General features: G+C 58.8%; 19 protein-coding genes (1 of these 19 cut by a window edge). 6 read left to right on the top strand and 13 right to left on the bottom strand.

Going from position 1 to position 21,415, the window contains the following annotated elements:
- Nucleotides 1-54 precede the first annotated feature (54 nt).
- The 5 genes from ACTG1K_RS02465 to glyQ all read right to left on the bottom strand — a co-directional run bounded on the left by ACTG1K_RS02465 (nucleotide 55) and on the right by glyQ (nucleotide 6,182).
- The gene (locus ACTG1K_RS02465) at nucleotides 55-549 is read right to left on the bottom strand and encodes a DM13 domain-containing protein (protein WP_374861421.1); all 495 of its coding nucleotides are present in this window, start codon (nucleotides 547-549) and stop codon (nucleotides 55-57) included.
- Nucleotides 550-662: 113 nt separating this feature from the next.
- On the bottom strand, nucleotides 663-1,427 hold the full coding sequence (locus tag ACTG1K_RS02460) for an EAL domain-containing protein (protein ID WP_425857304.1): 765 nt from the start codon (nucleotides 1,425-1,427) through the stop codon (nucleotides 663-665).
- A gap of 258 nt (nucleotides 1,428-1,685) precedes the next feature.
- Nucleotides 1,686-3,068 (bottom strand): KAP family P-loop NTPase fold protein, encoded by a 1,383-nt coding sequence (locus tag ACTG1K_RS02455; protein ID WP_304520356.1) that lies wholly within the window; start codon nucleotides 3,066-3,068, stop codon nucleotides 1,686-1,688.
- Nucleotides 3,069-3,179: 111 nt separating this feature from the next.
- Complete coding sequence (gene glyS / locus ACTG1K_RS02450) at nucleotides 3,180-5,249, bottom strand: glycine--tRNA ligase subunit beta (RefSeq protein WP_440004770.1); 2,070 nt, start codon at nucleotides 5,247-5,249, stop codon at nucleotides 3,180-3,182.
- Nucleotides 5,250-5,258: 9 nt separating this feature from the next.
- Nucleotides 5,259-6,182 carry a glycine--tRNA ligase subunit alpha gene (gene glyQ / locus ACTG1K_RS02445; RefSeq protein WP_005339464.1) on the bottom strand — a complete coding sequence of 308 codons (924 nt, stop codon included), beginning with the start codon at nucleotides 6,180-6,182 and terminating at the stop codon, nucleotides 5,259-5,261.
- 222 nt (nucleotides 6,183-6,404) lie between these two features.
- On the opposite strand from glyQ, the gene ACTG1K_RS02440 reads away from it, so the two are divergent.
- Entirely contained in the window at nucleotides 6,405-6,977 is a 573-nt protein-coding gene (locus tag ACTG1K_RS02440) for a DNA-3-methyladenine glycosylase I (RefSeq protein ID WP_440004769.1), read from the top strand.
- A gap of 129 nt (nucleotides 6,978-7,106) precedes the next feature.
- Nucleotides 7,107-7,763 carry an OmpA family lipoprotein gene (locus tag ACTG1K_RS02435; protein ID WP_042054666.1) on the top strand — a complete coding sequence of 219 codons (657 nt, stop codon included), beginning with the start codon at nucleotides 7,107-7,109 and terminating at the stop codon, nucleotides 7,761-7,763.
- A 135-nt stretch (nucleotides 7,764-7,898) separates the two neighbouring features.
- Here the strand turns inward: ACTG1K_RS02435 and ACTG1K_RS02430 are convergent, their stop codons facing one another.
- Both ACTG1K_RS02430 and tusA read right to left on the bottom strand, forming a co-directional pair.
- The gene (locus ACTG1K_RS02430) at nucleotides 7,899-8,246 is read right to left on the bottom strand and encodes a RidA family protein (protein WP_019446300.1); all 348 of its coding nucleotides are present in this window, start codon (nucleotides 8,244-8,246) and stop codon (nucleotides 7,899-7,901) included.
- 21 nt (nucleotides 8,247-8,267) lie between these two features.
- Complete coding sequence (gene tusA / locus ACTG1K_RS02425; protein WP_005339470.1) at nucleotides 8,268-8,513, bottom strand: sulfurtransferase TusA; 246 nt, start codon at nucleotides 8,511-8,513, stop codon at nucleotides 8,268-8,270.
- A 169-nt stretch (nucleotides 8,514-8,682) separates the two neighbouring features.
- Here tusA and ACTG1K_RS02420 point away from each other — a divergent pair, with 169 nt between their 5' ends.
- The gene (locus ACTG1K_RS02420; protein ID WP_005339471.1) at nucleotides 8,683-8,874 is read left to right on the top strand and encodes a hypothetical protein; all 192 of its coding nucleotides are present in this window, start codon (nucleotides 8,683-8,685) and stop codon (nucleotides 8,872-8,874) included.
- A gap of 75 nt (nucleotides 8,875-8,949) precedes the next feature.
- On the opposite strand, the gene ACTG1K_RS02415 is transcribed toward ACTG1K_RS02420, so the two are convergent.
- From ACTG1K_RS02415 to ACTG1K_RS02390, 6 genes are all read right to left on the bottom strand, one after another.
- Nucleotides 8,950-10,188: an ABC transporter substrate-binding protein gene (locus ACTG1K_RS02415; RefSeq protein ID WP_279465522.1), complete on the bottom strand. Its 1,239-nt coding sequence runs from the start codon at nucleotides 10,186-10,188 to the stop codon at nucleotides 8,950-8,952.
- Nucleotides 10,189-10,192: 4 nt separating this feature from the next.
- Entirely contained in the window at nucleotides 10,193-11,638 is a 1,446-nt protein-coding gene (locus ACTG1K_RS02410) for an ATP-binding protein (RefSeq protein ID WP_005357365.1), read from the bottom strand.
- A complete protein-coding gene (locus tag ACTG1K_RS02405; RefSeq protein WP_005339475.1) occupies nucleotides 11,635-12,357 on the bottom strand; it encodes a response regulator in 723 nt (240 codons plus the stop codon). Before ACTG1K_RS02405 ends, ACTG1K_RS02410 begins: the two co-directional genes overlap by 4 nt.
- Nucleotides 12,358-12,635: 278 nt before the next feature.
- On the bottom strand, nucleotides 12,636-13,799 hold the full coding sequence (gene fadA / locus ACTG1K_RS02400) for an acetyl-CoA C-acyltransferase FadA (protein WP_005342451.1): 1,164 nt from the start codon (nucleotides 13,797-13,799) through the stop codon (nucleotides 12,636-12,638).
- Between the two features lie 21 nt (nucleotides 13,800-13,820).
- The gene (gene fadB, locus ACTG1K_RS02395; protein WP_425857313.1) at nucleotides 13,821-15,968 is read right to left on the bottom strand and encodes a fatty acid oxidation complex subunit alpha FadB; all 2,148 of its coding nucleotides are present in this window, start codon (nucleotides 15,966-15,968) and stop codon (nucleotides 13,821-13,823) included.
- Nucleotides 15,969-16,172: 204 nt separating this feature from the next.
- Nucleotides 16,173-18,110 carry an acetoacetate--CoA ligase gene (locus ACTG1K_RS02390; protein ID WP_440004768.1) on the bottom strand — a complete coding sequence of 646 codons (1,938 nt, stop codon included), beginning with the start codon at nucleotides 18,108-18,110 and terminating at the stop codon, nucleotides 16,173-16,175.
- Nucleotides 18,111-18,301: 191 nt separating this feature from the next.
- Here ACTG1K_RS02390 and pepQ point away from each other — a divergent pair, with 191 nt between their 5' ends.
- The 3 genes in view from pepQ to ACTG1K_RS02375 are tightly spaced (at most 36 nt apart) and all read left to right on the top strand, a layout consistent with a single transcriptional unit that may run on beyond the window.
- Complete coding sequence (gene pepQ / locus ACTG1K_RS02385; RefSeq protein WP_139746859.1) at nucleotides 18,302-19,624, top strand: Xaa-Pro dipeptidase; 1,323 nt, start codon at nucleotides 18,302-18,304, stop codon at nucleotides 19,622-19,624.
- Nucleotides 19,624-20,241 carry a YigZ family protein gene (locus ACTG1K_RS02380; protein WP_139746858.1) on the top strand — a complete coding sequence of 206 codons (618 nt, stop codon included), beginning with the start codon at nucleotides 19,624-19,626 and terminating at the stop codon, nucleotides 20,239-20,241. Before pepQ ends, ACTG1K_RS02380 begins: the two co-directional genes overlap by 1 nt.
- Before the next feature lie 36 nt (nucleotides 20,242-20,277).
- Nucleotides 20,278-21,415, top strand: the 5' portion of a protein-coding gene (locus ACTG1K_RS02375) for a TrkH family potassium uptake protein (protein ID WP_167558420.1). 320 nt of this gene lie beyond the right edge of the window; the window shows 1,138 of its 1,458 coding nt (coding positions 1-1,138); it begins with the start codon at nucleotides 20,278-20,280; the stop codon falls past the right edge of the window.

Here is a 21,415-nt window from a genome sequence, read left to right as displayed (position 1 = left end):
CAAAGGGCTGACAGTGATGTCAGCCCTTTTTCATGGTGCGGGTCAGGGGCGAGGTTACTGCTCCGGACGCAGATCCTGATAACGGGCGGCGGTGATGAACTGGCCGAAGGTTTCACACCAGACGATCACGCTGCTGTAGCGGGCCGGATCGATCGTGGCGGGCAGCGGCACGATAAAGTTGTCGAAGGTCTTCACCGCCCCTACTCGCACCATCTGATCCTTGAGGCGGGCAAAATCGGCTTCGGTCTCGACAAACTCGGGGGAGAGGTAGAGCTGGTAGTCCGGCCCGGGGGCCAGCTTGCCCATCAGGCTGACGGCATCCGGCCCTATGCTCACCTTGCCTTCCCCCCAGTGCAGCCGATCGCTGTCTTTCAGATCCCGGCGAAAGGTGCCGTGGAATCTCGCTTGCTGCTGGCTGGCCGCTACCTGCTCGGTATCAGGTGCGGGTGGCGCGATCAGGATCGGCAGGGTATAGACACCGGCGGCAAAGCCTGCCGCCGCGACCAGCAGATGGGTGCCCAGCAGCAGGGCCATGGTTTTGCGTTTCATGATATCTCGGTCGTTGATGAACAGGTGCCAGCATCATAGCAGTGGTGCTGGCTAAAGCGCTTGTCGTCCAGCTCAATGGAGCCGGATGTTTGCGCAGCCGCGGTTGATATGGCTTACAGGCTGGCGAAATCCACCTCGGGCAGGGTTTCAAAGCCAGGGCGGGCAAACAGATAGCCCTGCATCAGGCTGACGCCCATCTCCCGCAGACAGGCCATCTCTTCGCGGGTCTCGATCCCCTCTGCCAGCGGGGTGATCTGCAACTCGGCAAACAGCGCCAGACAGTGGCGCACTATGGCTTGCCGGGTCGGGTCCTGGTCGATGCCGCGCAGCAGGTGCATATCGAGCTTAACGATGTTGGGGTGAAAATCGGCCAGCAGGTTGAGGCCCGAGTAACCGGCGCCAAAGTCATCGATTGCCGTCTTGAAGCCGAGGGCCTGATAGTGATCGACGATACCGCGAAGATGCTGGCTATCCTGCACCTGCTCCACCTCGGTCAGCTCGAACATGATCTGCTCGATGGGGAAGTGGTGCTCGCGGGCCGCCTGCAGGGTGGTGCGGATGCAGCGCTCCGGGCGGTAGACCGCGTTGGGCAGAAAATTGATGCTCAGCATCCCCTTCATCCCGAGCCGGGCGGCCAGCGCGATGGCCTTGATCCGGCACAGCTGATCGAAGCGGTAGCGGTTGTCGTCGTTGACCCGGGCAATCACGCTCTGCGCCGGCTCGTTGTTGATCCCCCGTACCAGCGCCTCGTAGCCGAAGATGGTGCGCTGGCTGCAATCGACGATGGGCTGAAAGGCCATGGTGAAGTCGAAGTCGAGATCTGCTTTCTCCTGACACAGCTGGCAGATGGCGGGGGACGGGGCGGCAGGTATATCCATGACTTTCCTCTTGGGCGTGGCGGCGCTGAGCACTGTCTCAAATGATAACAGCTGATCACCCCCCTGTAGGTTCGATTAGCGCAGCGTAATCGAACGATCGAGAGGCTTTGATTACGGCTGTTGCCGTGAAACAGGAGCGGCCAGCTGGAGGGGGGAATTCGGCTGGCCGTTATGACGGAATAATCCATTTACGCGAACGTCCGATTACGCCTGACGGTTAATCGCACCTACGAATTGTATGAGTACTTGGAAAGTAATTTACAGTTCAAATGATTTTAACAGCTCAATTTTCTGTGTTATATATTTTAAGCTTATGTTGTCATCTAATGAACTATATATTCTCATTACTCTTTCTGAGTATATCTTTTCCTCGTCGTTTCTTTCTTGAATTATTTTCTCATGTTCCTTTATTAATTCCGAGCGGTTTTTTAATGATGTCGACTCATCATTTATATAGGAGTTCAAAAGATGAGCTTCTATTAGCGCACACAAGTTCCTATATTTATTCAACCTATCATGTGTCGGTATTATAGAATACAGGGTGCCTATTAGGCTTTTGGGGTGTTTTCCATCTGTCAATGAAATCTCGTATGCATTATGGTAGTACTCATGAACGGATAATAAAAAAGCCATCAATGATGGATATAAATAATAACCTGGTGGGGTTAAATGTAGTACCAAACTGACCTTTGAAAATAACTGCTCTATATCTCTTAATGATAAGTTTTTTATCTCGGCAATACATTGAGTAGTCTCTGACAGGCTCTTCCATTCATAGTCTGAGTCAGCTTTATTTCCTCTAGCTTCAAAATATTGATTTAACTCTAGCTTCTTATATAAATTTTCAATGAATTTCTGTATGTTAGGTTTAGGGAGCTGATACTCAATATCAATGAATCTCTTAAGGTAGCCTAGCGACTCAAAACCATCGCCATAAATTGATTTTACACTGTGTGATAATTGATTTTTATCCATAGCAATAACAAAGACCAATCCTTCTATATCAAATAGATGTTTAATTCTTTCAAGTAGTTCAATTGCATACGTTGGTCGACACCGATCAAGCTCATCTATAAATATGAATAATTTTCCTTTATAGCTAGATTGAATTGATTTAGAAAGATTGATTTTGAATGTTTCAGTATGTTTCTTGTCACTCTCATATTTTTCTATAGCGCTGGAAGATGCTTCCTTAGCAAACTCACCTATGGATTCTTCGACAAATTCTTGTGTATCCAGAATACCCATAGTAGAAATTTTTAATAATGTAGGGATTCCTCTTTTTATTAAAATTTCACCTGCGTTTTTAGCTATATTCCAGGCGTGATTTTGAGTTGTTGAACCATTATATAGTTGACTGTCTATTTCACCAAGAAAGGCCAATAATGGGTCGCCAGCAAAGTCAGTATGCCATGCACTAAATAAAACAGTATTATATTTTGCTAGTTCTAGCTCAGCACGCAGCATTTTAATAAATGTGGTTTTTCCTGTACCCCAAGGAGAGTTTATTGAAAAAGTCATAGGGGTGGATATTTTTTGCAGAAGAGTAGATATATTATGAATACTTTCCTTTAGATCAACCCTGTCAAACCTACAGGGATCTTCTGGTGGTATCGCTATAGAATCAGGCTTGAGTTTCATTACTAAGTCCAAGTGTGATTAAAAAGTAATATTTTTATACACTATCAAGGGCTTAAAACAATAAAAACGGCGCCTTTCGGCGCCGTTTTTGATCTAGCCAACAAACCTCAATCACTGCAGCAGGGAGATATCCGCTACTTGCAGGAACAGGTTGCGCAGGTTGTTCAGCAGTGCCAGACGGTTGGCCTTGAGGGCTTCGTCGTCGGCCATCACCATCACTTCGTTGAAGAAGGTATCGACCGGCTCGCGCAGGGCGGCCAGACGGGTGAGGGCAGCCTGATAGTCACCGGCAGCGAACAGCGGGGCCAGTTCGGCTTGCAGTTCGGCAACCTGGGTAGCCAGCGCCTTCTCGGCGGCATCGACCAGCAGTTCCGGTTTGACGGCAGTCAGCAATTCGCCTTCGACCTTGGCCAGAATGTTGCTCACGCGCTTGTTGGCAGCAGCCAGTGCCAGGGCGGCATCCAGCGTGCGGAAGTGGCTGACGGCCTTGACGCGACGATCGAAGTCGAGCGGACGGGTCGGGCGGCGGGCCAGTACGGCCAGCACCACGTCGGCACCGATGCCTTCGTCCTGATAGGCGGCGCGGAAGCGGCCCAGCATAAAGTCGACCACGTCGGTAACGACGGTTTTGTTGGTCAGCTTGTCGCCGTAGACGCGTACCGCTTCTTCAACCAGTTCAACCAGATCCAAGTCCAGCTGCTTCTCGGTCATGATGCGCAGGGCACCGATGGCGGCGCGACGCAGGGCGAACGGGTCCTTGTCACCTTTCGGCAGCATGCCGATGCCGAAGATACCGGCCAGGGTGTCGAGCTTGTCGGCCAGCGCGACGGCGCAGGCAACCAGACCGGACGGCAGGGCATCACCGGCAAAGCGCGGCATGTACTGCTCGTTGAGGGCCACGGCCACCGCTTCGTCTTCGCCATCGTGACGGGCGTAGTGCATCCCCATGACACCCTGGGTGTCGGTGAACTCGCCGACCATGTTGGTCATCAGGTCACATTTGGAGAGCAGACCGGCACGCTTGGCCTGAGCCACATCGGCGCCGATACGCTCGGCGATAAAGCCGGCGACGGTCTCGATGCGCTCGACCTTGGCCTTGACGGTGCCCAGCTGTTGCTGGAACAGCACGGTTTCAAGGCGCGGCAGGCGGGAGGCCAGGGTCTGCTTGAGGTCGGTCTTGAAGAAGAACTCGGCGTCTGAGAGACGGGGGCGAACCACCTTCTCGTTGCCGCTGATGATCTGGCTCGGGTCTTTGGACTCGATGTTGGTGACGAAGATGAACTTCGGCAGCAGCTTGCCGTTCTTGTCGTAGACCGGGAAGTACTTCTGGTCACCCTTCATGGTGTGAACCAGCGCTTCAGCCGGAACGGCCAGGAACTTCTCTTCGAAGTTGGCGGTCAGCACCACAGGCCACTCGACCAGTGCGGTGACCTCTTCCAGCAGGGCGTCGTCCAGATCGGCTACGCCACCGAAAGCGGCAGCGGCCGCTTCGACGTCAGCCTTGATCTTGGCCTTGCGCGCCATAAAGTCGGCAATCACCATGCCGCGCTCCTGCAGGATTTGCGGGTACTGGCTGGCGTTGTCGATGGTGAACTCGCTCTCGCCCATAAAGCGGTGGCCGCGAAGGGTGCGAGCAGAGTCGATACCCAGAATGTGAGCGGGAACCAGCTCGCCATCCAGCAGCAGGGTCACGGTGAAGACCGGACGCACGAACTGGATGGTCTTGTCGCCCCAGCGCATCATTTTCGGGATGGGCAGTTTGGCCAGTGCGGAGGCGACCAGTTCGCCCAGCAGATCGACGGCCGGACGGCCTTCGACCTTGGCGGTGTGAACCAGCCACTCGCCTTTGTCGGTGACCAGACGCTCGGCCTGCTCAACGGTGATGCCGTTGCCACGGGCCCAGCCTTCGGCAGCCTTGGTCGGCTTGCCTTCGGCATCGAACGCCTGCGCCACGGCCGGGCCGCGCTTCTCGACGCTCTTGCTCGGCTGTTCGCCGGCCAGCTCGCTCACCTTCAGCGCCAGACGGCGCGGTGAGGCAAACCACTCGACGTCGCCGAAGGCCAGATCGGCCTTGGTCAGTTCGGCTTTGAAGTTGTCGGCAAAGGCTTCGGCCAGGGAGCGCAAGGCTTTGGGCGGCAGCTCAGCAGTACCGATCTCTACCAGAAATGTATGTTGTGCCATGTCCGTTCCTTAACCTTGCTTGTTCTCACTGCGCTGACACATAGGGAAGCCCAGCGCTTCGCGGGAGGCGTAGTATGCCTCTGCCACGGCCTTGGTCAGGGTGCGAATGCGCAGGATGTAGCGCTGACGCTCGGTGACCGAGATGGCCTTGCGGGCATCCAGCAGGTTGAAGGAGTGAGCGGCTTTGAGGATGCGCTCGTAGGCAGGCAGCGGCAGCGGTTTTTCCAGTGCCAGCAGGTTCTGGGCTTCCTTCTCGTACTGCTCGAAGCAGTGGAACAGGAACTCCACATCGGCGTGTTCGAAGTTGTAGGTGGATTGCTCCACTTCGTTCTGGTGGAACACGTCGCCGTAGGTGGTCTTGCCCAGCGGGCCGTCAGACCAGACCAGATCGTAGACGCTGTCCACGCCCTGAATGTACATGGCCAGACGCTCGAGACCGTAGGTGATCTCGCCGGTGACCGGCTTGCACTCGAGGCCGCCAACCTGCTGGAAGTAGGTGAACTGGGTCACTTCCATGCCGTTCAGCCACACTTCCCAACCCAGACCCCAGGCACCCAGAGTCGGGTTTTCCCAGTTGTCTTCCACGAAGCGGATGTCGTGGATTTCAGGATCCATGCCCAGCTCTTTCAGGGAGCCCAGATAAAGTTCCTGAATGTTGTCGGGGGAAGGCTTGATGATCACCTGGAACTGGTAGTAGTGCTGCAGGCGGTTCGGGTTTTCACCGTAGCGGCCGTCGGTCGGACGGCGGGACGGTTGCACGTAGGCGCAGGCGATGGGCTCCGGGCCCAGGGCACGCAGACAGGTCATGGGGTGGGATGTACCGGCACCCACTTCCATATCCAGCGGCTGAATGATGGTACAGCCCTGGCGGGACCAATAGTCCTGCAGCTGCAGGATCAGGCCCTGAAAGGTTTTGACATCGAATTTTTGCATAATTTTTTTCGCGCGAAGTGAAAATCAGAGCAAGATTTGCTGAATGTGAACCGAGGGAGTATACCGTCTGGCATGGTCGGATAATAGGCGAAATTGCAGCGGATTCGCGGGATGGTGCTGCGCTCTGGCTGGTCGGGCGGGATGTCCGGTATATGATGTGAGCAGTGCCGCCTGCGGAGTGGGCAGGGTTGGGCAAACTGCTGAAATAACGAGGGAGAGGAAATGGAACTGCGCTGCGCCTGGGTGACCAAGGACCCGGAATACATCGAATACCATGACAAACAATGGGGCAGGCCGGTCTATGACTCGCGCGAGCTGTTTGCCAAGCTCTGCCTCGACGGCCAGCAGGCGGGGCTGTCGTGGATCACCATCCTCAAGCGCACCGAGAGCTACCATCGCGCCTATGCCGACTTTGATCCGGTGCAGATTGCCCGGTTCGACGAGCAGGATGTGGAGCGGTTGATGCAGGACACTGGCATCATCCGCAACCGGCTCAAGGTGCAGTCGATCATCAGAAATGCCCGCGCTTATCTGGCGTTGCAGGAGCAGGGGATCGACTTCGCCGACTACCTGTGGGGCTTTGTTGGCAGCGCCCCCATCGTCAACCAGCGGCAGGGCAACGGCGATATTCCGGCGACCTCGCCGGAGTCGGATGCCATGTCGAAAGCGCTCAAGAAGCTCGGCTTCAACTTCGTCGGCAGCACCATCTGTTACGCCTTTATGCAGGCGGTGGGAATGGTGAACGATCATCTGGTCAGCTGTCCTTGCCACGCCGAGTGTCAGTTACCGCGCTGACCACCCGCCGATTGGCCAAAAAAACACCACTCTCGCCATCTGTTCAGGCTTGCGTCAGACAATGGCGTGCCAGCGCGTTACAATCCGGCCCCCGGCATGGTGCCGGATTGTTTTCACAGAGGTTTTTTCATGCGAGCCAAGATCCTGGTGCCTGCTCTGGCACTGACCGTTGCCCTGAGCGGCTGTACCACCAACCCCTACACAGGTGAATCCCAGACCTCCAAAGGTGCCTGGGGCGCGCTGGCTGGCGCCGCTGCCGGTGCGGCCGTAGGTGCGCTCTCCTCCAGCAAGGGTGACCGCAAGAAGGGCATCCTGACCGGCGTTGCTGCTGGCGCGGCGCTGGGTGGCGGTATCGGCTACTACATGGACGTGCAGGAAGCCAAGCTGCGCGAGAAGCTGCAAGGCACTGGCGTCAGCGTGACCCGTAATGGCAATGAGCTGATCCTCAACATGCCGAACAACGTCACCTTCGACAGCTCCAGCTCCCAGCTGAAAGCGGCCGGTGCCAACACCCTCTCCGGCGTGGCCATGGTCGTTGCCGAGTTCGACAAGACCCGCCTGAACGTGGTCGGTCACACCGACAGCACAGGTTCCCGCGAGCTGAACATGAAGCTCTCCCGCGATCGTGCCGATGCCGTTGCCGCCCAGCTGATTGGTCAGGGCGTAGCAGGCAGCCGCATCTCCACCACCGGCGTAGGCCCGGATCAGCCGGTTGCTACCAACAGCACCGCCGCTGGCAAAGCCCAGAACCGCCGCGTGACCATTACCCTGACCCCGACCGCCTAAGTCGCTCAGGTTTCGGTAACGAAAAGGCCCCGCCAGTGATGGCGGGGCCTTTCTATTGGCGCCGTGGCGAGCAATGACGCCTTGTTGTTTGCTCCCTTCTCCCCTCGTGGGCGAAGGGGCGGGGATAAGCGCCTCTTAGACAGCCGCTGTCAGCTGTACTTCGACCTTGTAGCCTTCGTGGGCCAGACGGGCCTGTACGCAGGCGCGCACAGGTGCGGTGCCAGCCGGGATCCAGGCATCCCACTGCTCGTTGAAGGCGGCGATGTCCTGAATGTCTTTCAGATAGATATTGGCCATCAGGATCTTGTCGACGCCGGAGCCGTTGGCTTCCAGCAGGCGTTGCAGGCTCTCAAGTACTTCGCGGGTCTGCTGGTGGATGTCGGCCTCTTCGCTGACGGGCACTTCCACCACGTAGAGGGTGCCATTGTGGATGACCACGTCTGACCAACGCTGGGTGGTGCCGATTCGGGTAATGGTTGTCATGGAGTGCTCCGGTACGGGGGCTTATTGACCCTTGCGGATCAGATAGCGGTAGGGGGCCTGCTCTGTCTCGCTGGCGACCAGGGTGTGATCCATAAAGCGGCAGAAACTGGGGATGTCGCGGGTGGTTGAAGGATCGTCGGCACTGACCAGCAGGGTCTCGCCATCCGCCATCAGCCGCACTTTTTTGCGAACCATCATAACGGGTTCCGGGCAACGAAGCCCGATTGCGTCCAACTCGTGGGTTGCGCCGCAGAATAAATCACTCATCTATTATCAACCTTCAACCTATTCGGCTGCCAATGATACTCATGGCTAAAAAATAATCAAACAAACGCCCCATCAACCAGCATATGTAACCGAAATGTTATTCTGCCCTATCCAGCTTGCGCCGGACGAGTAATATAAAAATTGAACCATATTCAACAAGGAGGTGAATATGCAGGTCTCCTACGGCAGATTACAAGCCTATGCAGGCATGGGGTTCTTGTCCTTCGCCATGATAGTGATGGGCAGCCCGATCGGGAATACCGGTACCTGGTTCGGCTCCATGGTGATGGTCGGGTTGGGGCTCTGGATCGAGCTCAGCGATTACTATGACGAGGATGAGGACGAGAACGATCAATCCTGAATCGGATGACGATTCAACAACAAAGGCGGAGCAATTCCGCCTTTCTCATTTCTGCCGTTTGGCAATGTGCCCGGATCAGCGGGTCGAGCGCATGGCCCGCTCCAGATGCAGCGCCGTCTGCTCCGGGTTGGCCTTGGGATCGTTGAAGAAGTTGCTCAGCACATCGAGGATCGCCTGCCGCATATTGGTCGGCGTCGCCATCCCTTCCGCCATGCTGGGCAGCAGGTTGTCCTGCTTTTCCGCCAGCAGGAAATCCTGATAGGAGCGGACAGCGCAGCGGTCGAACTTGCTCATGTCGGGATTGGTCAGTGCCGGGATCGACCCCTTCACCCGATTGAACTCTTCCTGAAATTGCGGCGTCATCAGCAGCTGGGCCAGATCCCCCTGCGCCTGCAGCTGGGCCGGATCCCGCTGTTTGAACATGGCGATGGAGTCGAGGTTGTAGCTGAACAGTCCGGCGCTGCCCGGGCTCGGCAGACAGGCGATATCCTCACCCGGTCGGTAGTTACCGGCACTCAGTTCACCCTTCACCCAATCGCCCATCACCTGCATGGCGGCGCCACCGCTCTCCAGCAGATTGGTGGCCTGATGCCACTTCAGACCGGCGTATTTTTGCGGCACATAGGCGCGCAGCTGCTGGAAACGGGTCAGCACTCGCACCATGTCGGGGCCGGTCAGGGTGGCGCTGTCCTGCTCGAGGAACGCCTTGCGATAGAATTCTTTTCCTCCCTCACCGAGCGCCACTGTTTCAAACAGTACCGCCAGCTGCCAGGGCTCGTTGCCGATGGCGAGCGGGGTGATGCCCCGTTTTTTAAGCTGGTCGGCGACGGTGACAAACTGGGCCCAGTCGGTGGGCGGAGCCAGCTTGTTGCGCTCGAAGATCTTGCGGTTGAGCCACAGCCAGTTGACCCGGTGGATGCCGGTGGGCACCGCCATCAGGGCGCCATTCTGGCTGAGGGTGGCCCGCACCATGGGCGGCATCTGACTGTACCAGCCGAGGTGTTCGGCCATGGGGGTGAGATCGCGCAGGAAGCCGAGCCCGGCCCACTCCTTGAGCTCATAGCCCTTGAGGTGGGCCGCTTCGGGCGGGTTGGCCGCCAGTGCCCGGCTCTTCAATACCGTCATGGCGCTCTTGCCGCCGCCGCCCTGCACTGCAAAGTCGTTCCACTGGTTGCCCTGTTTGGTCCACTCGGATTTGAGCACTTCGACCGCTTTCGCTTCGCCGCCGGACGTCCACCAGTGCAGCACTTCCACCTGGGAGGCGGCAACGGGAGCAGAGAGCAGGGCGATGACAGAAAAAGACAACCACTTCATAAGGTTACTGCCTTGGTAGGGAGAGCGTGGCCTGCAGGCCACCTTGCGGACGATTTTCCAGCACCAGATCGCCGCCGTGGGCGTGGGCAATGTTGCGGGCGATGCCAAGACCGAGGCCGGTGCCGGCCTGATCCGTGCTGAGCCGGTAGTAGGGTTCAAAGATACGCTCGAACTGATCGTCCGGCAGGCCGGGGCCCTCATCCATGATAAAGAGGATCAGCATCTCTTCGTCATCCATGATGATGATGCGCACCTTCTGGCCGTACTTGATGCCGTTGTCTACCAGATTGCCGATGCAGCGCTTGAGCGCCAGCAGCTTGCCGCGGTAGGGCCACTTGCAGTGGCCTTCGATGGTCAGCCGCTCGTCGTGCAGGTTCATCGACTCCGCCATCTGCTCAAGCAGGGCGTTGATGTCGATCTCCTCGATATTCTCGTGAATGTCGGTCTCTTTGACCGTCTGCAGCGCCCCTTTCACCATCAGCTCCAGTTCGTCGAGATCCTTGTTGAACTTGGCGATTTGCACCTCGTCGTCGAGCAGTTCGACCCGCAGCCGCAGCCGGGTGATGGGGGTCTTGAGGTCGTGGGAGATGGAGCTGAACAGTCGCTCTCTATCATCGATATAGCGACGAATGCGGTGCTGCATGATGTTGAAGGCGCGGGTCGCCGCCACGATTTCCGACGCTCCTTCCTCCTTGAGCGAAGGCTGATCAATATCCTTGCCCAGATTCACCGCCGCCTTGGCGAGACGGCGCAGCGGCCGGGTCTGCCAGCGCACCAGCATAAAGGTGAAGAAGCAGAGGAACACCGTCATCAGGGCGATGAAGCGCACCTGGTTGCTCGGCATCACGGTATCGTCGAGGGTCATGTAGGGGGCGGGCAGCAGGGCCGCCAGATAGAGCCACTCCCCCTTTTCAATCTCGATCTGGGTCACCAGTACCGGTGGATTGAGCGGCTCCAGCGACAGGGTGTAGCGGGCCCAGGAGGAGGGGAGATCCGCCAGCAGGGTGTCGTTGTTGAAGACGTGGAGGTCATCGGGTCGGGAGAAGTCCACCTTGATCGCCATGGCGTCGGAGAGCTTGCGGGTCAGCACTCCCTGAACCTCCTCCAGCACCTGCGTCTTGCGTTCGCTGTCGGGGATGGCGTTGATGTGGATCTCTTCCTCGTTGAGCGAGACGAAGAAGCGGCTGCCCCCCATGTTGCGCAGCTGGTCCAGCGCGATATGGCGATACTGCAGCGGCAGGGATTTGAAGAAGTTGACGGTGGAAGCGGCAGACATGGCGAGGTTGCGGGTGGTGCTGAGCATCCCCTCCAGCTCCCGCTTCTGGATCTGCTGCATCCAGATGCCGGTCAGAATGGTCTGGGAGAGCAGGATGGCCAGCAACAGCAGCAGGATCATCCGTGACAACAGGGAGCGGGGCACCAGCGCCCCCCAGGACCACTTGTTGCTCATGGCAGCTCGTGCACCTCGGCAATCAGCATGTAGCCACTGCCGCGAATGGTCTTGATAATACGCGGGCTCTTGCCGTTATCGCCCAGCTTCTGGCGCAGACGGCTGATCTGTACGTCGATGCCACGCTCCATCGGCAGACTTTCGCGGCCGCGGGTGGCATCCGAGATGGTGTCCCGATCCAGCACCACGCCGGGCTGTTGCAGGAACATGCCGAGCAGCATGGCGTCGCTGCCGGAGAGGTCCAGCAGGCTGCCATCGTCATGGGTCAGCTGGTGGCTCAGGGTGTCGAGGGTCCACTCGGCAAAACGCAGACGGCGGCTCGGCTCTTTCTCTTTTTCCGGCTGGCGGAATTCGGCGCGGCGCAGCAGCGCCTTGATGCGGGCCTGCAGTTCGCGGGGGCTGAACGGCTTGGCGATATAGTCGTCGGCGCCGAGTTCGAGGCCGATCACCCGATCCGCTTCGTCGGAGGCGGCGGTCAGCATGATGATGGGCACCTGGGAGTCACGACGGATCTGCTGGCAGAGGGTAAAACCGTCCTCGCCGGGCATCATGATGTCCAGAATAATCAGGTCCGGGCTGTGCTGGGCGAGTTGCTGGCGCATCTCGTTGCCCTCCGCCGCCGTCAATACCTGAAAGCCCGCCCGGGTCAGGTACTCATTGAGCAGCTCGCGGATCTCTTGGTCGTCATCGACGATCAGCAGTTGTTTGCTCATTGACATATGTATGTGCATCCACCCATTTTTTTGTGCAGATTGAACCTGTCGGGGGAGTAAAAAGCAAGCAAGCCCCCTATCTAATGTGAGGTTTAAGGCAATAACAGCCTATTGATAAGATTAAAACGAAAAAAGGCCGACCCAAACGGGACGGCCAACAGACAGCTTCTGACCACTGACGAGCACCCCGTGTGGCGATCGTCACAGACTTGAAAAGGGGCCAGTCAGACTGGCCCCGAAAAGGGACAACTCTCAGTAGTGCATCCGGTCGATCCGGCTGGTTATCACACCCGTTCAAACACGGTGGCGATACCCTGACCCAGACCGATACACATGGTGGCAACCCCCAGGGTGGCATCCTTCTCCTCCATCAGATTGATGAGGGTGGTGGAGATGCGGGCACCGGAGCAGCCGAGGGGGTGGCCCAGCGCAATGGCGCCGCCGTTCAGGTTCACCTTCTCGTCCACCAGGTCCTGCAGACCCAGATCCTTCACGCAGGGCAGGGACTGGGCGGCAAACGCCTCGTTCAGCTCGAACAGGTCGATATCACCGACAGTCAGACCGGCACGCTTGAGCGCCTTCTGGGTGGCCGGCACCGGGCCGTAACCCATGATGGCGGCGTCACAGCCAGCGATGGCCATGGCACGTACCTTGGCGCGCGGCGTGAGGCCGAGGGCCTTGGCGCGATCCGCGCTCATCACCAGCATGGCGGCGGCGCCATCTGACAGCGCCGAGGAGCTGCCGGCGGTGACGGTGCCGTTGACCGGGTCAAACACCGGGCGCAGCTGGCTCAGGGTTTCGACCGTGGTCTCCGGGCGAATCACCTCGTCGTAGTCGTAGAAGAAGCGCGCGCCGCTGGCGTCATGGCCTTCCAGCCCGACGATCTCCTTGGCAAAACGCCCTTCCACGGTGGCGGCGTGAGCGCGGCGATGGGAGCGGGCGGCAAACTCGTCCTGCTGCTGGCGGCTGATGCCGTGCAGCTTGCCGAGCATCTCGGCGGTCAGCCCCATCATGCCGGAGGCTTTCGCCACCGACTTGGCCATGCCGGGATGGAAGTCAACGCCGTGGCTCATCGGCACGTGACCCATATGCTCAACGCCGCCGATGATGAAGATATCCCCGTCACCCACCTGAATGGCGCGGGAGGCGTCGTGCAGCGCCTGCATACTGGAGCCGCACAGGCGGTTGACGGTGACCGCCCCCACCTGCTTCGGAATACCGGCCAGCAGCGCGGCGTTGCGGGCAATGTTGAAGCCCTGCTCCAGGGTCTGCTGCACGCAGCCCCAGTAGATATCCTCGATCTCGTTCGGGTCGAGGTTGGGGTTGCGCAGCAGGATGGATTTCATCAGGTGCGCGGACAGATCTTCTGCACGCACGTTGCGGAAGGCGCCGCCCTTGGACCGGCCCATGGGGGTCCGGATACAGTCGACAATGACTACGTCTTTCATGAATGGATCTCCTTTCCGCAATCAGTAGAAGGTTTTGCCTTGGGCTGCCATTTCACGCAGCTTGTCGCTGACGCGGTAGAGCGGGCCCAAGTCGGCATACTGGTCGGCCATGGCCACGTAGCGATCCAGACCAATGGTGTCCAGATAGCGGAACACGCCGCCGCGGAAGGGAGGGAAGCCCAGACCGTAGACCAGTGCGATGTCGGCTTCGGCTGGCGTGGCAACAATGCCCTCTTCCAGGCAGAGCACCACCTCGTTGATCATCGGGATCATCATGCGGGCGATGATGGCTTCCTTGTCGAAATCCTGTTTCGGCTTGGCGATGGGGGCCAGCAGCTCGTAGCTAGCTGCGTCAGCCACCTTCTTCGGTTTGCCCTTCTTGTCCTGCTCGTAGGCGTAGAAGCCCTTGCCATTCTTCTGACCGAAGCGGTTCACTTCGTACATCACGTCGATGGCGGTGCGACCTTCCTTGCTCATGCGTGCCGGGAAGCCCTGCGCCATCACGTCACCGGCATGGTGACCGGTGTCGATGCCGACCACGTCCAGCAGGTAGGCGGGGCCCATGGGCCAGCCGAACTCTTTCTCCATCACCTTGTCGACGGCGGCGAAGTCGGCGCCATCGGCAACCAGTTTGTTGAAGCCGAAGAAGTAGGGGAACAGCACGCGGTTGACGAAGAAGCCCGGGCAGTCGTTGACCACCACCGGGGACTTGCCCATGGCGGCGGCATAGGCCACCACGCGGTTGATGGTTTCATCGGAGGTCTGCTCGCCGCGGATGATCTCCACCAGTGGCATGCGGTGCACCGGGTTGAAGAAGTGCATACCGCAGAAGTTCTGCGGGCGCTTCAGCCCCTTGGCCAGCAGGGAGATTGGGATGGTGGAGGTGTTGCTGGCGAGCACTGCGTCTTCGCCAATGATCCCTTCCACTTCGCCCAGTACGGCGGCCTTCACTTTCGGGTTCTCGACCACGGCTTCGACCACCACATCCACATGCTTGACGTTGTCATAGCTGAGAGTCGGAGTGATGGCGGAGAGCACCTGGCCCATCTTGATGCCGTCGATGCGGCCCTTCTCGAGCTGGCCGTTGAGCAGCTTGGTGGCTTCGCCCATGCCAAGTGCCAGCGCCTTCTCGTTGATATCTTTCATCACCGCCGGAATGCCCTTGCTGGCAGACTGGTAGGCGATGCCGCCCCCCATGATGCCGGCACCCAGTACGGCGGCGTGGCCAGTGGCCTTAGCAGCCTGCTTGGCCGCCTTCTTGGCCAGCGCCTTGATGTGCTGATCGTTCAGGAAGATACCGACCAGTGCCTTGGCCACGTCGGTTTTGGCCAGCTTGATAAAGCCCTGTGCTTCAACGACCAGCGCCTCGTCACGGCCCATACCTGCGGCGGCTTCGACGGTTTTCACCGCGGTCATCGGCGCCGGATAGTGTTTGCCCGCCACGGCGGCAACCATGCCGGCGGCGGTGGTGAAGCTCATCATGGCTTCCAGTTTGGAGAGGCGCAGCGGCGCTTTCTTGGCTGCGCGACGGCTCTGCCAGTCCAGCTTGCCCGCTATGGCGTCCTTGATCATCTGCAGCGCAGCGCTCTGCAGTGCGTCCGGGGCGACCACGGCGTCGATGGCGCCCACCTTGAGGGCGTCATCGGCACGGTAATCCTTGCCGGTGGTGATCCACTCGAGCGCGTTGTCGGCGCCGATCACTCGCGGCAGACGGACTGTGCCGCCAAAGCCCGGCATGATGCCGAGTTTGGTCTCGGGCAGGCCAATCTTGGCGCTGGTGTCAGCCAGACGGAAGTCGGTGGAGAGAATGGTCTCGCAGCCACCGCCCAGGGCGTGGCCCTTGATGGCACAGAGGGTCGGAACCGGCAGATCTTCGATGGCGTTGAAGATGTCGTTGGCCTTTTTCAGCCAGCCGAGCAGATCTTCTTGCGGCAAATCGAACAGTTCCAGGAATTCGGTAATGTCGGCACCGACGATAAAGGCGTCTTTGCCGGAGGTGAGGATCAGACCTTTTAGTTCACGTTCTTGTTGTAATGCGGCGATCGCTTCGCTCAGGGAGAGCAGGGTAGCGCGATCCAGCTTGTTGACTGAACCCGGGGCATCAAACCTCAGCTCGGCGATGCCGTTTTCGAGGTAGCTGACCGACAGGGTTTCGCCTTGGTAGATCATGAGAGTGTCTCCTTGTTCCCACTCAGTGGGGAGTGGTGCTCCTTAATCCCCAGCAGGGGGCGAGGCTCACTATTGATCCAAAAGGAGACATTTTCAACACCTATTTAAAACATTTGTTTAACAGATCTCGAGTAAAAGCTCTTCATCACAAAACGGGCAAAAGAGAGGCGCCTTGTGGCGCCTCGGATGGATGTGAGTTTGTTATCAACTGGCCAGTTCCGGCCGGTTGCGATACTGGTTCAGCACCTCGGGATCGGCGAGGGCATGGGTATTGTTGACCGGTCGGTTGTGTACCACTTCCCGCACCGCCAGTTCGACGATCTTGCCGGACTTGGTGCGTGGGATGGCATCTACCTGCAGGATGCGGGCGGGCACGTGGCGGGCGGTGCAGTGCTGCTTTATTTGCTGGCGGATCCGCTCGCGCAGCGGCTCATCCAGCTTGCAGCCCGCTTTGAGCTTGACGAACAGCACCACCCGCTCGTCCTGCTGCCACTGCTGGCCGATGACGATGCTCTCCTCCACCTCGTCCAGCTGCTCGACATAGCGGTAAATTTCGCTGGTGCCGATGCGCACGCCGCCCGGGTTGAGGGTGGCGTCGGAGCGGCCGTAGAACAGAATGCCACCGGTCGGGGTCAGCTCGATCCAGTCGCCGTGGCACCAGATGTTGTCGAACCGCTCGAAGTAGGCCGCATGGTACTTGTCGCCATTCTCGTCGCCCCAGAAGTAGATGGGCTGAGCCGGGAACGGCTTGGTGCAGACCAGCTCGCCCTTCTCCCCCTGCACCGGCTGGCCCGCCTCGTTGAATACCTGCACCGCGAGACCGAGGCCGCGCCCCTGACTCTCGCCGCGATAGACAGGGCTGAGCGGGTTGCCGATGACGAAGCAGGAGCAGATATCTGTGCCGCCGGAGATGGAGCTGAGCTGCACATCCTGCTTTATCTGCTGGTAGACGTAGTCAAATCCCTCCGGCGACAGCACAGATCCGGTGCTGCAGAGCAGCCGCAAGTGCGGCAAATCGTGGGTCTTGATGGGGGCATAACCCTGCTTGTGCAGCGCATCGAGATACTTGGCCGAAGTGCCGAACAGGACGACTTCTTCGTCGCGGGCGAGATCCCACAGCACGTTGCCATCCGGGTAAAATGGCGATCCGTCATAGAGCACCAGGGTGGCGCCGGAGGCGAGGGCGCTTACCAGCCAGTTCCACATCATCCAGCCGCAGGTGGTGAAGTAGAAGATTCGCTCCCCCGGTTTGATGTCGCAGTGCAGCTGGTGTTCTTTCAGGTGTTGCAGCAGGGTGCCGCCGATGCCGTGCACGATGCACTTGGGTTTGCCGGTGGTGCCGGATGAATAGAGGATATAGAGCGGGTCATTAAAGGCCATCGACTCGAAGGTGAGCTGGGCATCGTGTTGGCTTGCCAGCACTTGCTGCCAGTCGTGACCAAGCTGCAGCGGGTTGCCGAGCAGGGGGATCATCACCGTCTGCTCTATGCTGCCGATCTGGCTCACCACGCTGGCGACCTTCTGTTGAATGTCGATAGCTTTGCCGTTGTAGCGATAGCCATCCACCGCAAACAGCACTCGTGGTTGGGTCTGGCCGAAGCGCTCTACCACGCTGGCCTCGCCAAAGTCGGGGCTGGTGGAGGTCCAGATCGCCCCGATGCTGGTGGTTGCCAGCATGGCAACCACGGTTTCCGGAATATTGGGCAGGTAGGCGGCGACCACATCGCCACGACCAATCCCCTGATGACGCAGCCACTGAGCCAGCCGGGCAACCTGATCACTCAGTTCACCCCAGCTCAGGGTGCGGCTTGGGCTACCTTCGATCCGGGAGATGATGGCCGGGCTCTCGTCCTGACGGCGCAGCAGGTTTTCGGCGAAGTTGAGGCGGCTATCGGGGAACCAGCGGGTGCGCTGCATATCCTGACGGTTCTCCGCCACTATGTTGCCGAGCTCCCCCTTGACGCCGCAGTGCTGCCACACCAGCGGCCAGAAACGGGTGGTCTTCTCCACCGACCATTGATAAAGCTGCGGGTAATTCTGCAACTGCAAGCCGTGGAAACGGTTCACCTCCGCCATAAAACGGTAGAGGTTGGATTGCTGCATCCCGAGCGGATCCGGTTGCCACAGGCAGAGGTTGTCCATGAGTAATCCCTGACTTCATGTATCTACCGGCAGTGTATTGAATTGTTTTTGATTTGTTAATGATTGGTTTTGTGTTGATAACAAACACGTTTGTAACGTATGCGTTACCTCACGAAGCGGCAGCTTGACGGGTCGAGCCGCCAAGCGCTTGATGTTATGCTGCAATCACATTCACCTCGGAGCAGGACGCCATGAGCAGCTACAGCCAACTTTTTGCCCAGCACCTCGATACCTTGCAGCAGCGCACCCGCGACATTCTGCAACAACAGGGGCTCAGCGGACTGGCCATCCACTCCGGCCAGACTCACCGCATCTTCCTCGATGATCAGGATTACCCGTTCAAGGTAAACCCGCATTTCAAAGCCTGGTTGCCGGTGCTGGACAATCCTCACTGCTGGCTGCTGGTGGACGGGGTGAACAAACCAATCCTGCTGTTCTACCGCCCGGTGGATTTCTGGCACAAGGTGGCGGATCTGCCCAATGCCTTCTGGGTCGAGTTCTTCGATATCCGTTTCCTGACCCGGCCGGAACAGGTGGCCGACCATCTACCTGCCAACAAGCAGGAGTGGGCCTATCTGGGGGGCCATCTGGAAGTGGCCGATCTGCTGGGGCTGACCCAGCCCAATCCCGAGGCGGTGCTCAACTACCTGCACTATCACCGCGCCTACAAGACCTCCTATGAGCTGGAGTGTCTGCGTGAGGCGAACCGGATTGGGGTACGCGGCCATATCGCCGCCAAGGACTCCTTTATGGCGGGGGCGAGCGAGTTCGAGATTAATCTGGCCTACATGAAGGCGGTCGGGCAGGGGGCCAATGAGGCGCCCTACGGCAATATCGTCGCCATCAACCGCAACGCGGCCATCCTTCACTACACCCATTTGTCTGCCTTGCGGGTGCCGGATGCGGAGCGCCACTCCTTCCTGATCGATGCCGGCGTCGATTTTCACGGTTATGCCTCCGACATCACCCGTACCTGGGCGTGGCGTCGTGGCGAGTTTGCCGATCTGATTGCTGCCCTCGACGAGCAGCAGCAGGAGATCATCAAGGAGATCAAGCCGGGTCGCCGCTATAGCGAGCTGCACCTGCAGATGCATCATAAGCTGGCGCGCCTGCTGCAAGCGACCGAGCTGGTGGATATGTCGGTAGACGAGATGATCAACACCGGGGTGACCAACGTCTTCTTCCCTCACGGCCTCGGCCACTTCCTCGGTTTGCAGGTACACGATGCGGGCGGTTTCATGCAGGATGAGCGCGGCACCCATCTGGCGGCGCCCGAGCTGTTCCCCTATCTGCGCTGCACCCGGGTGATGGAGGTGGATCAGGTGTTCACCATCGAGCCGGGGCTCTACTTCATCGACAGTTTGCTGGAGCCGCTGCGTCAGGGCGAACAGGGCAAGAGGGTCAACTGGAACAAGGTGGAGGCACTGCGGCCGTTTGGCGGCATCCGCATCGAAGACAACGTGGTGCTGCACGCCAACGGGGTGGAAAACATGACCAGACAAGCAGGACTCTGATGGCTGCAGCGTACTCCATTCCGGCTGCCTCGCTGGAGTTGACCGAAGAGATAAAGAAGAGTCGCTTTATTACCCTGATCGCTCACACCCCGACCGTCGAGGTGGCCAAGGGGTGGGTCAACGAGATCAAACGCCAACATCCGGCCGCGCGCCATCACTGCTGGGCCTTTGTGGCGGGTGCGCCGCAAGATAGTCAGGTTTATGGCTTCAGCGATGACGGCGAACCTTCCGGTACTGCGGGCAAGCCGATCCTGGCCCAGTTGATGGGCTCGGGGCTCGGTGAAATCTGCGCCGTGGTAGTGCGTTACTACGGCGGCATCCAGCTTGGCACCGGTGGACTGGTCAAAGCCTATGGGGGCGGTGTCGGTGCCGCCCTCAAGCAGTTGCCCACCCTGCTCAAGGTGCCGCGCACTCCCTCTCTCATTCACTGCGATTACGGTGACATGGGGACGGTCGAGTCGCTGATCAGCAGCCATAATGGCGAATTGCTGGCGGCGGATTACGGTCAGCAGGTCACCTTGCAGGTGGCGTGGGAGTCCTCGGTTTGGGCTCAGGTGGACCGTGAATTGACCGACCGGACTCATGGGCGGGTATCCCTCAGTCCCTTAGATGGCTAGAATCCATCGCTCTTTAATTGGGGAAAGGGAGCTGTAATGCACATTCTGAGCATTATTCGCATTGTTGGCCTGCTGGTTGCGCTGTTCAGCTCGACCATGCTGTTGCCTGCACTGGTGGCCTTTGGCTATCGGGATGGTGGTGGTGCCGAGTTCGTCAGCTCTTTTCTGATCGCCCTGCTGCTCGGCGTGGTGCTCTGGTTTCCCAATCGCTACCACAAGAAGGAGATGCGCTCGAAAGAGGGCTTTCTGATTGTGGTGCTGTTCTGGACCGTGCTGGGCAGTGTGGGGGCTGTGCCCTTCATCATGAGCGATGTGCCGGACATGTCGGTCTCGGAGGCCTTCTTCGAATCTTTTTCCGGCCTGACCACCACAGGCGCAACGGTACTGACCGGGCTCGATAATCTGCCCAAGGCGTTTCTGTTCTATCGCCAGTTGCTGCAGTGGCTGGGGGGGATGGGGATCATCGTACTGGCGGTGGCCATTCTGCCACTGCTGGGTATCGGGGGCATGCAGCTCTATCGCGCCGAGATCCCGGGGCCAGTGAAGGATACCAAGGTGACGCCGCGCATCGCCGAAACGGCCAAGGCGCTCTGGTTCATCTATCTGCTGCTCACCGCACTCTGTGCGCTGGCCTACTGGCTCGCCGGAATGACGCTGTTCGATGCAGTGTGCCATTCGTTCTCGACTCTGTCGGTCGGTGGCTTCTCCACTCACGATGCCAGCATCGGTTTCTTCAACAGTCCGGTCATCAACCTGATTACCGTGGTGTTCCTGCTGCTGGCCAGCGTGAACTTTGCGCTCCACTTTACCGTCTTCTCTCACCGCCCAGTTCGGCTCGGGCGCTACCTCTATGATTCTGAACTCAAGGTGTTCCTGGCCATTCAGGCGACCCTGGTGATGATCTGCTTTGTCGCCTTGCTGACCCACGGACACTACGCCACCTGGCAAGAGGCGCTCAACCATGGCCTTTTCCAGGCGGTCTCTCTGGGTACCACCACCGGCTATAGCACCACGACCTATGCCGACTGGCCCTCGTTCCTGCCCATGCTGCTGATGTTCTCCGCCTTTATTGGCTGTTGCGCGGGCAGTACGGGCGGCGGCATCAAGGTGATGCGTTTCATGATCCTGTTCATGCAGGGGATGCGCGAGTTGAAGCGGTTGGTTCACCCCAGAG

It is taken from the genome of Aeromonas sp. 102P, from assembly GCF_051920345.1.
In the GTDB taxonomy this organism is placed as follows: Bacteria; Pseudomonadota; Gammaproteobacteria; order Enterobacterales; family Aeromonadaceae; genus Aeromonas; species Aeromonas veronii.
Note: the sequence above shows the minus strand (reverse complement) of the source record. Positions and strands in the feature narration are given on the sequence as shown.

Excerpts from the sequence above, each read along its gene's own strand:
- ACTG1K_RS02465 (WP_374861421.1), bottom strand. The coding sequence starts at position 549 with ATGAAACGCAAAACCATGGCCCTGCTGCTGGGCACCCATCTGCTGGTC.
- ACTG1K_RS02460 (WP_425857304.1), bottom strand. The coding sequence starts at position 1,427 with ATGGATATACCTGCCGCCCCGTCCCCCGCCATCTGCCAGCTGTGTCAG.
- ACTG1K_RS02455 (WP_304520356.1), bottom strand. The coding sequence starts at position 3,068 with ATGAAACTCAAGCCTGATTCTATAGCGATACCACCAGAAGATCCCTGT.
- glyS (WP_440004770.1), bottom strand. The coding sequence starts at position 5,249 with ATGGCACAACATACATTTCTGGTAGAGATCGGTACTGCTGAGCTGCCG.
- glyQ (WP_005339464.1), bottom strand. The coding sequence starts at position 6,182 with ATGCAAAAATTCGATGTCAAAACCTTTCAGGGCCTGATCCTGCAGCTG.
- ACTG1K_RS02440 (WP_440004769.1), top strand. The coding sequence starts at position 6,405 with ATGGAACTGCGCTGCGCCTGGGTGACCAAGGACCCGGAATACATCGAA.
- ACTG1K_RS02435 (WP_042054666.1), top strand. The coding sequence starts at position 7,107 with ATGCGAGCCAAGATCCTGGTGCCTGCTCTGGCACTGACCGTTGCCCTG.
- ACTG1K_RS02430 (WP_019446300.1), bottom strand. The coding sequence starts at position 8,246 with ATGACAACCATTACCCGAATCGGCACCACCCAGCGTTGGTCAGACGTG.
- tusA (WP_005339470.1), bottom strand. The coding sequence starts at position 8,513 with ATGAGTGATTTATTCTGCGGCGCAACCCACGAGTTGGACGCAATCGGG.
- ACTG1K_RS02420 (WP_005339471.1), top strand. The coding sequence starts at position 8,683 with ATGCAGGTCTCCTACGGCAGATTACAAGCCTATGCAGGCATGGGGTTC.
- ACTG1K_RS02415 (WP_279465522.1), bottom strand. The coding sequence starts at position 10,188 with ATGAAGTGGTTGTCTTTTTCTGTCATCGCCCTGCTCTCTGCTCCCGTT.
- ACTG1K_RS02410 (WP_005357365.1), bottom strand. The coding sequence starts at position 11,638 with ATGAGCAACAAGTGGTCCTGGGGGGCGCTGGTGCCCCGCTCCCTGTTG.
- ACTG1K_RS02405 (WP_005339475.1), bottom strand. The coding sequence starts at position 12,357 with ATGTCAATGAGCAAACAACTGCTGATCGTCGATGACGACCAAGAGATC.
- fadA (WP_005342451.1), bottom strand. The coding sequence starts at position 13,799 with ATGAAAGACGTAGTCATTGTCGACTGTATCCGGACCCCCATGGGCCGG.
- fadB (WP_425857313.1), bottom strand. The coding sequence starts at position 15,968 with ATGATCTACCAAGGCGAAACCCTGTCGGTCAGCTACCTCGAAAACGGC.
- ACTG1K_RS02390 (WP_440004768.1), bottom strand. The coding sequence starts at position 18,110 with ATGGACAACCTCTGCCTGTGGCAACCGGATCCGCTCGGGATGCAGCAA.
- pepQ (WP_139746859.1), top strand. The coding sequence starts at position 18,302 with ATGAGCAGCTACAGCCAACTTTTTGCCCAGCACCTCGATACCTTGCAG.
- ACTG1K_RS02380 (WP_139746858.1), top strand. The coding sequence starts at position 19,624 with ATGGCTGCAGCGTACTCCATTCCGGCTGCCTCGCTGGAGTTGACCGAA.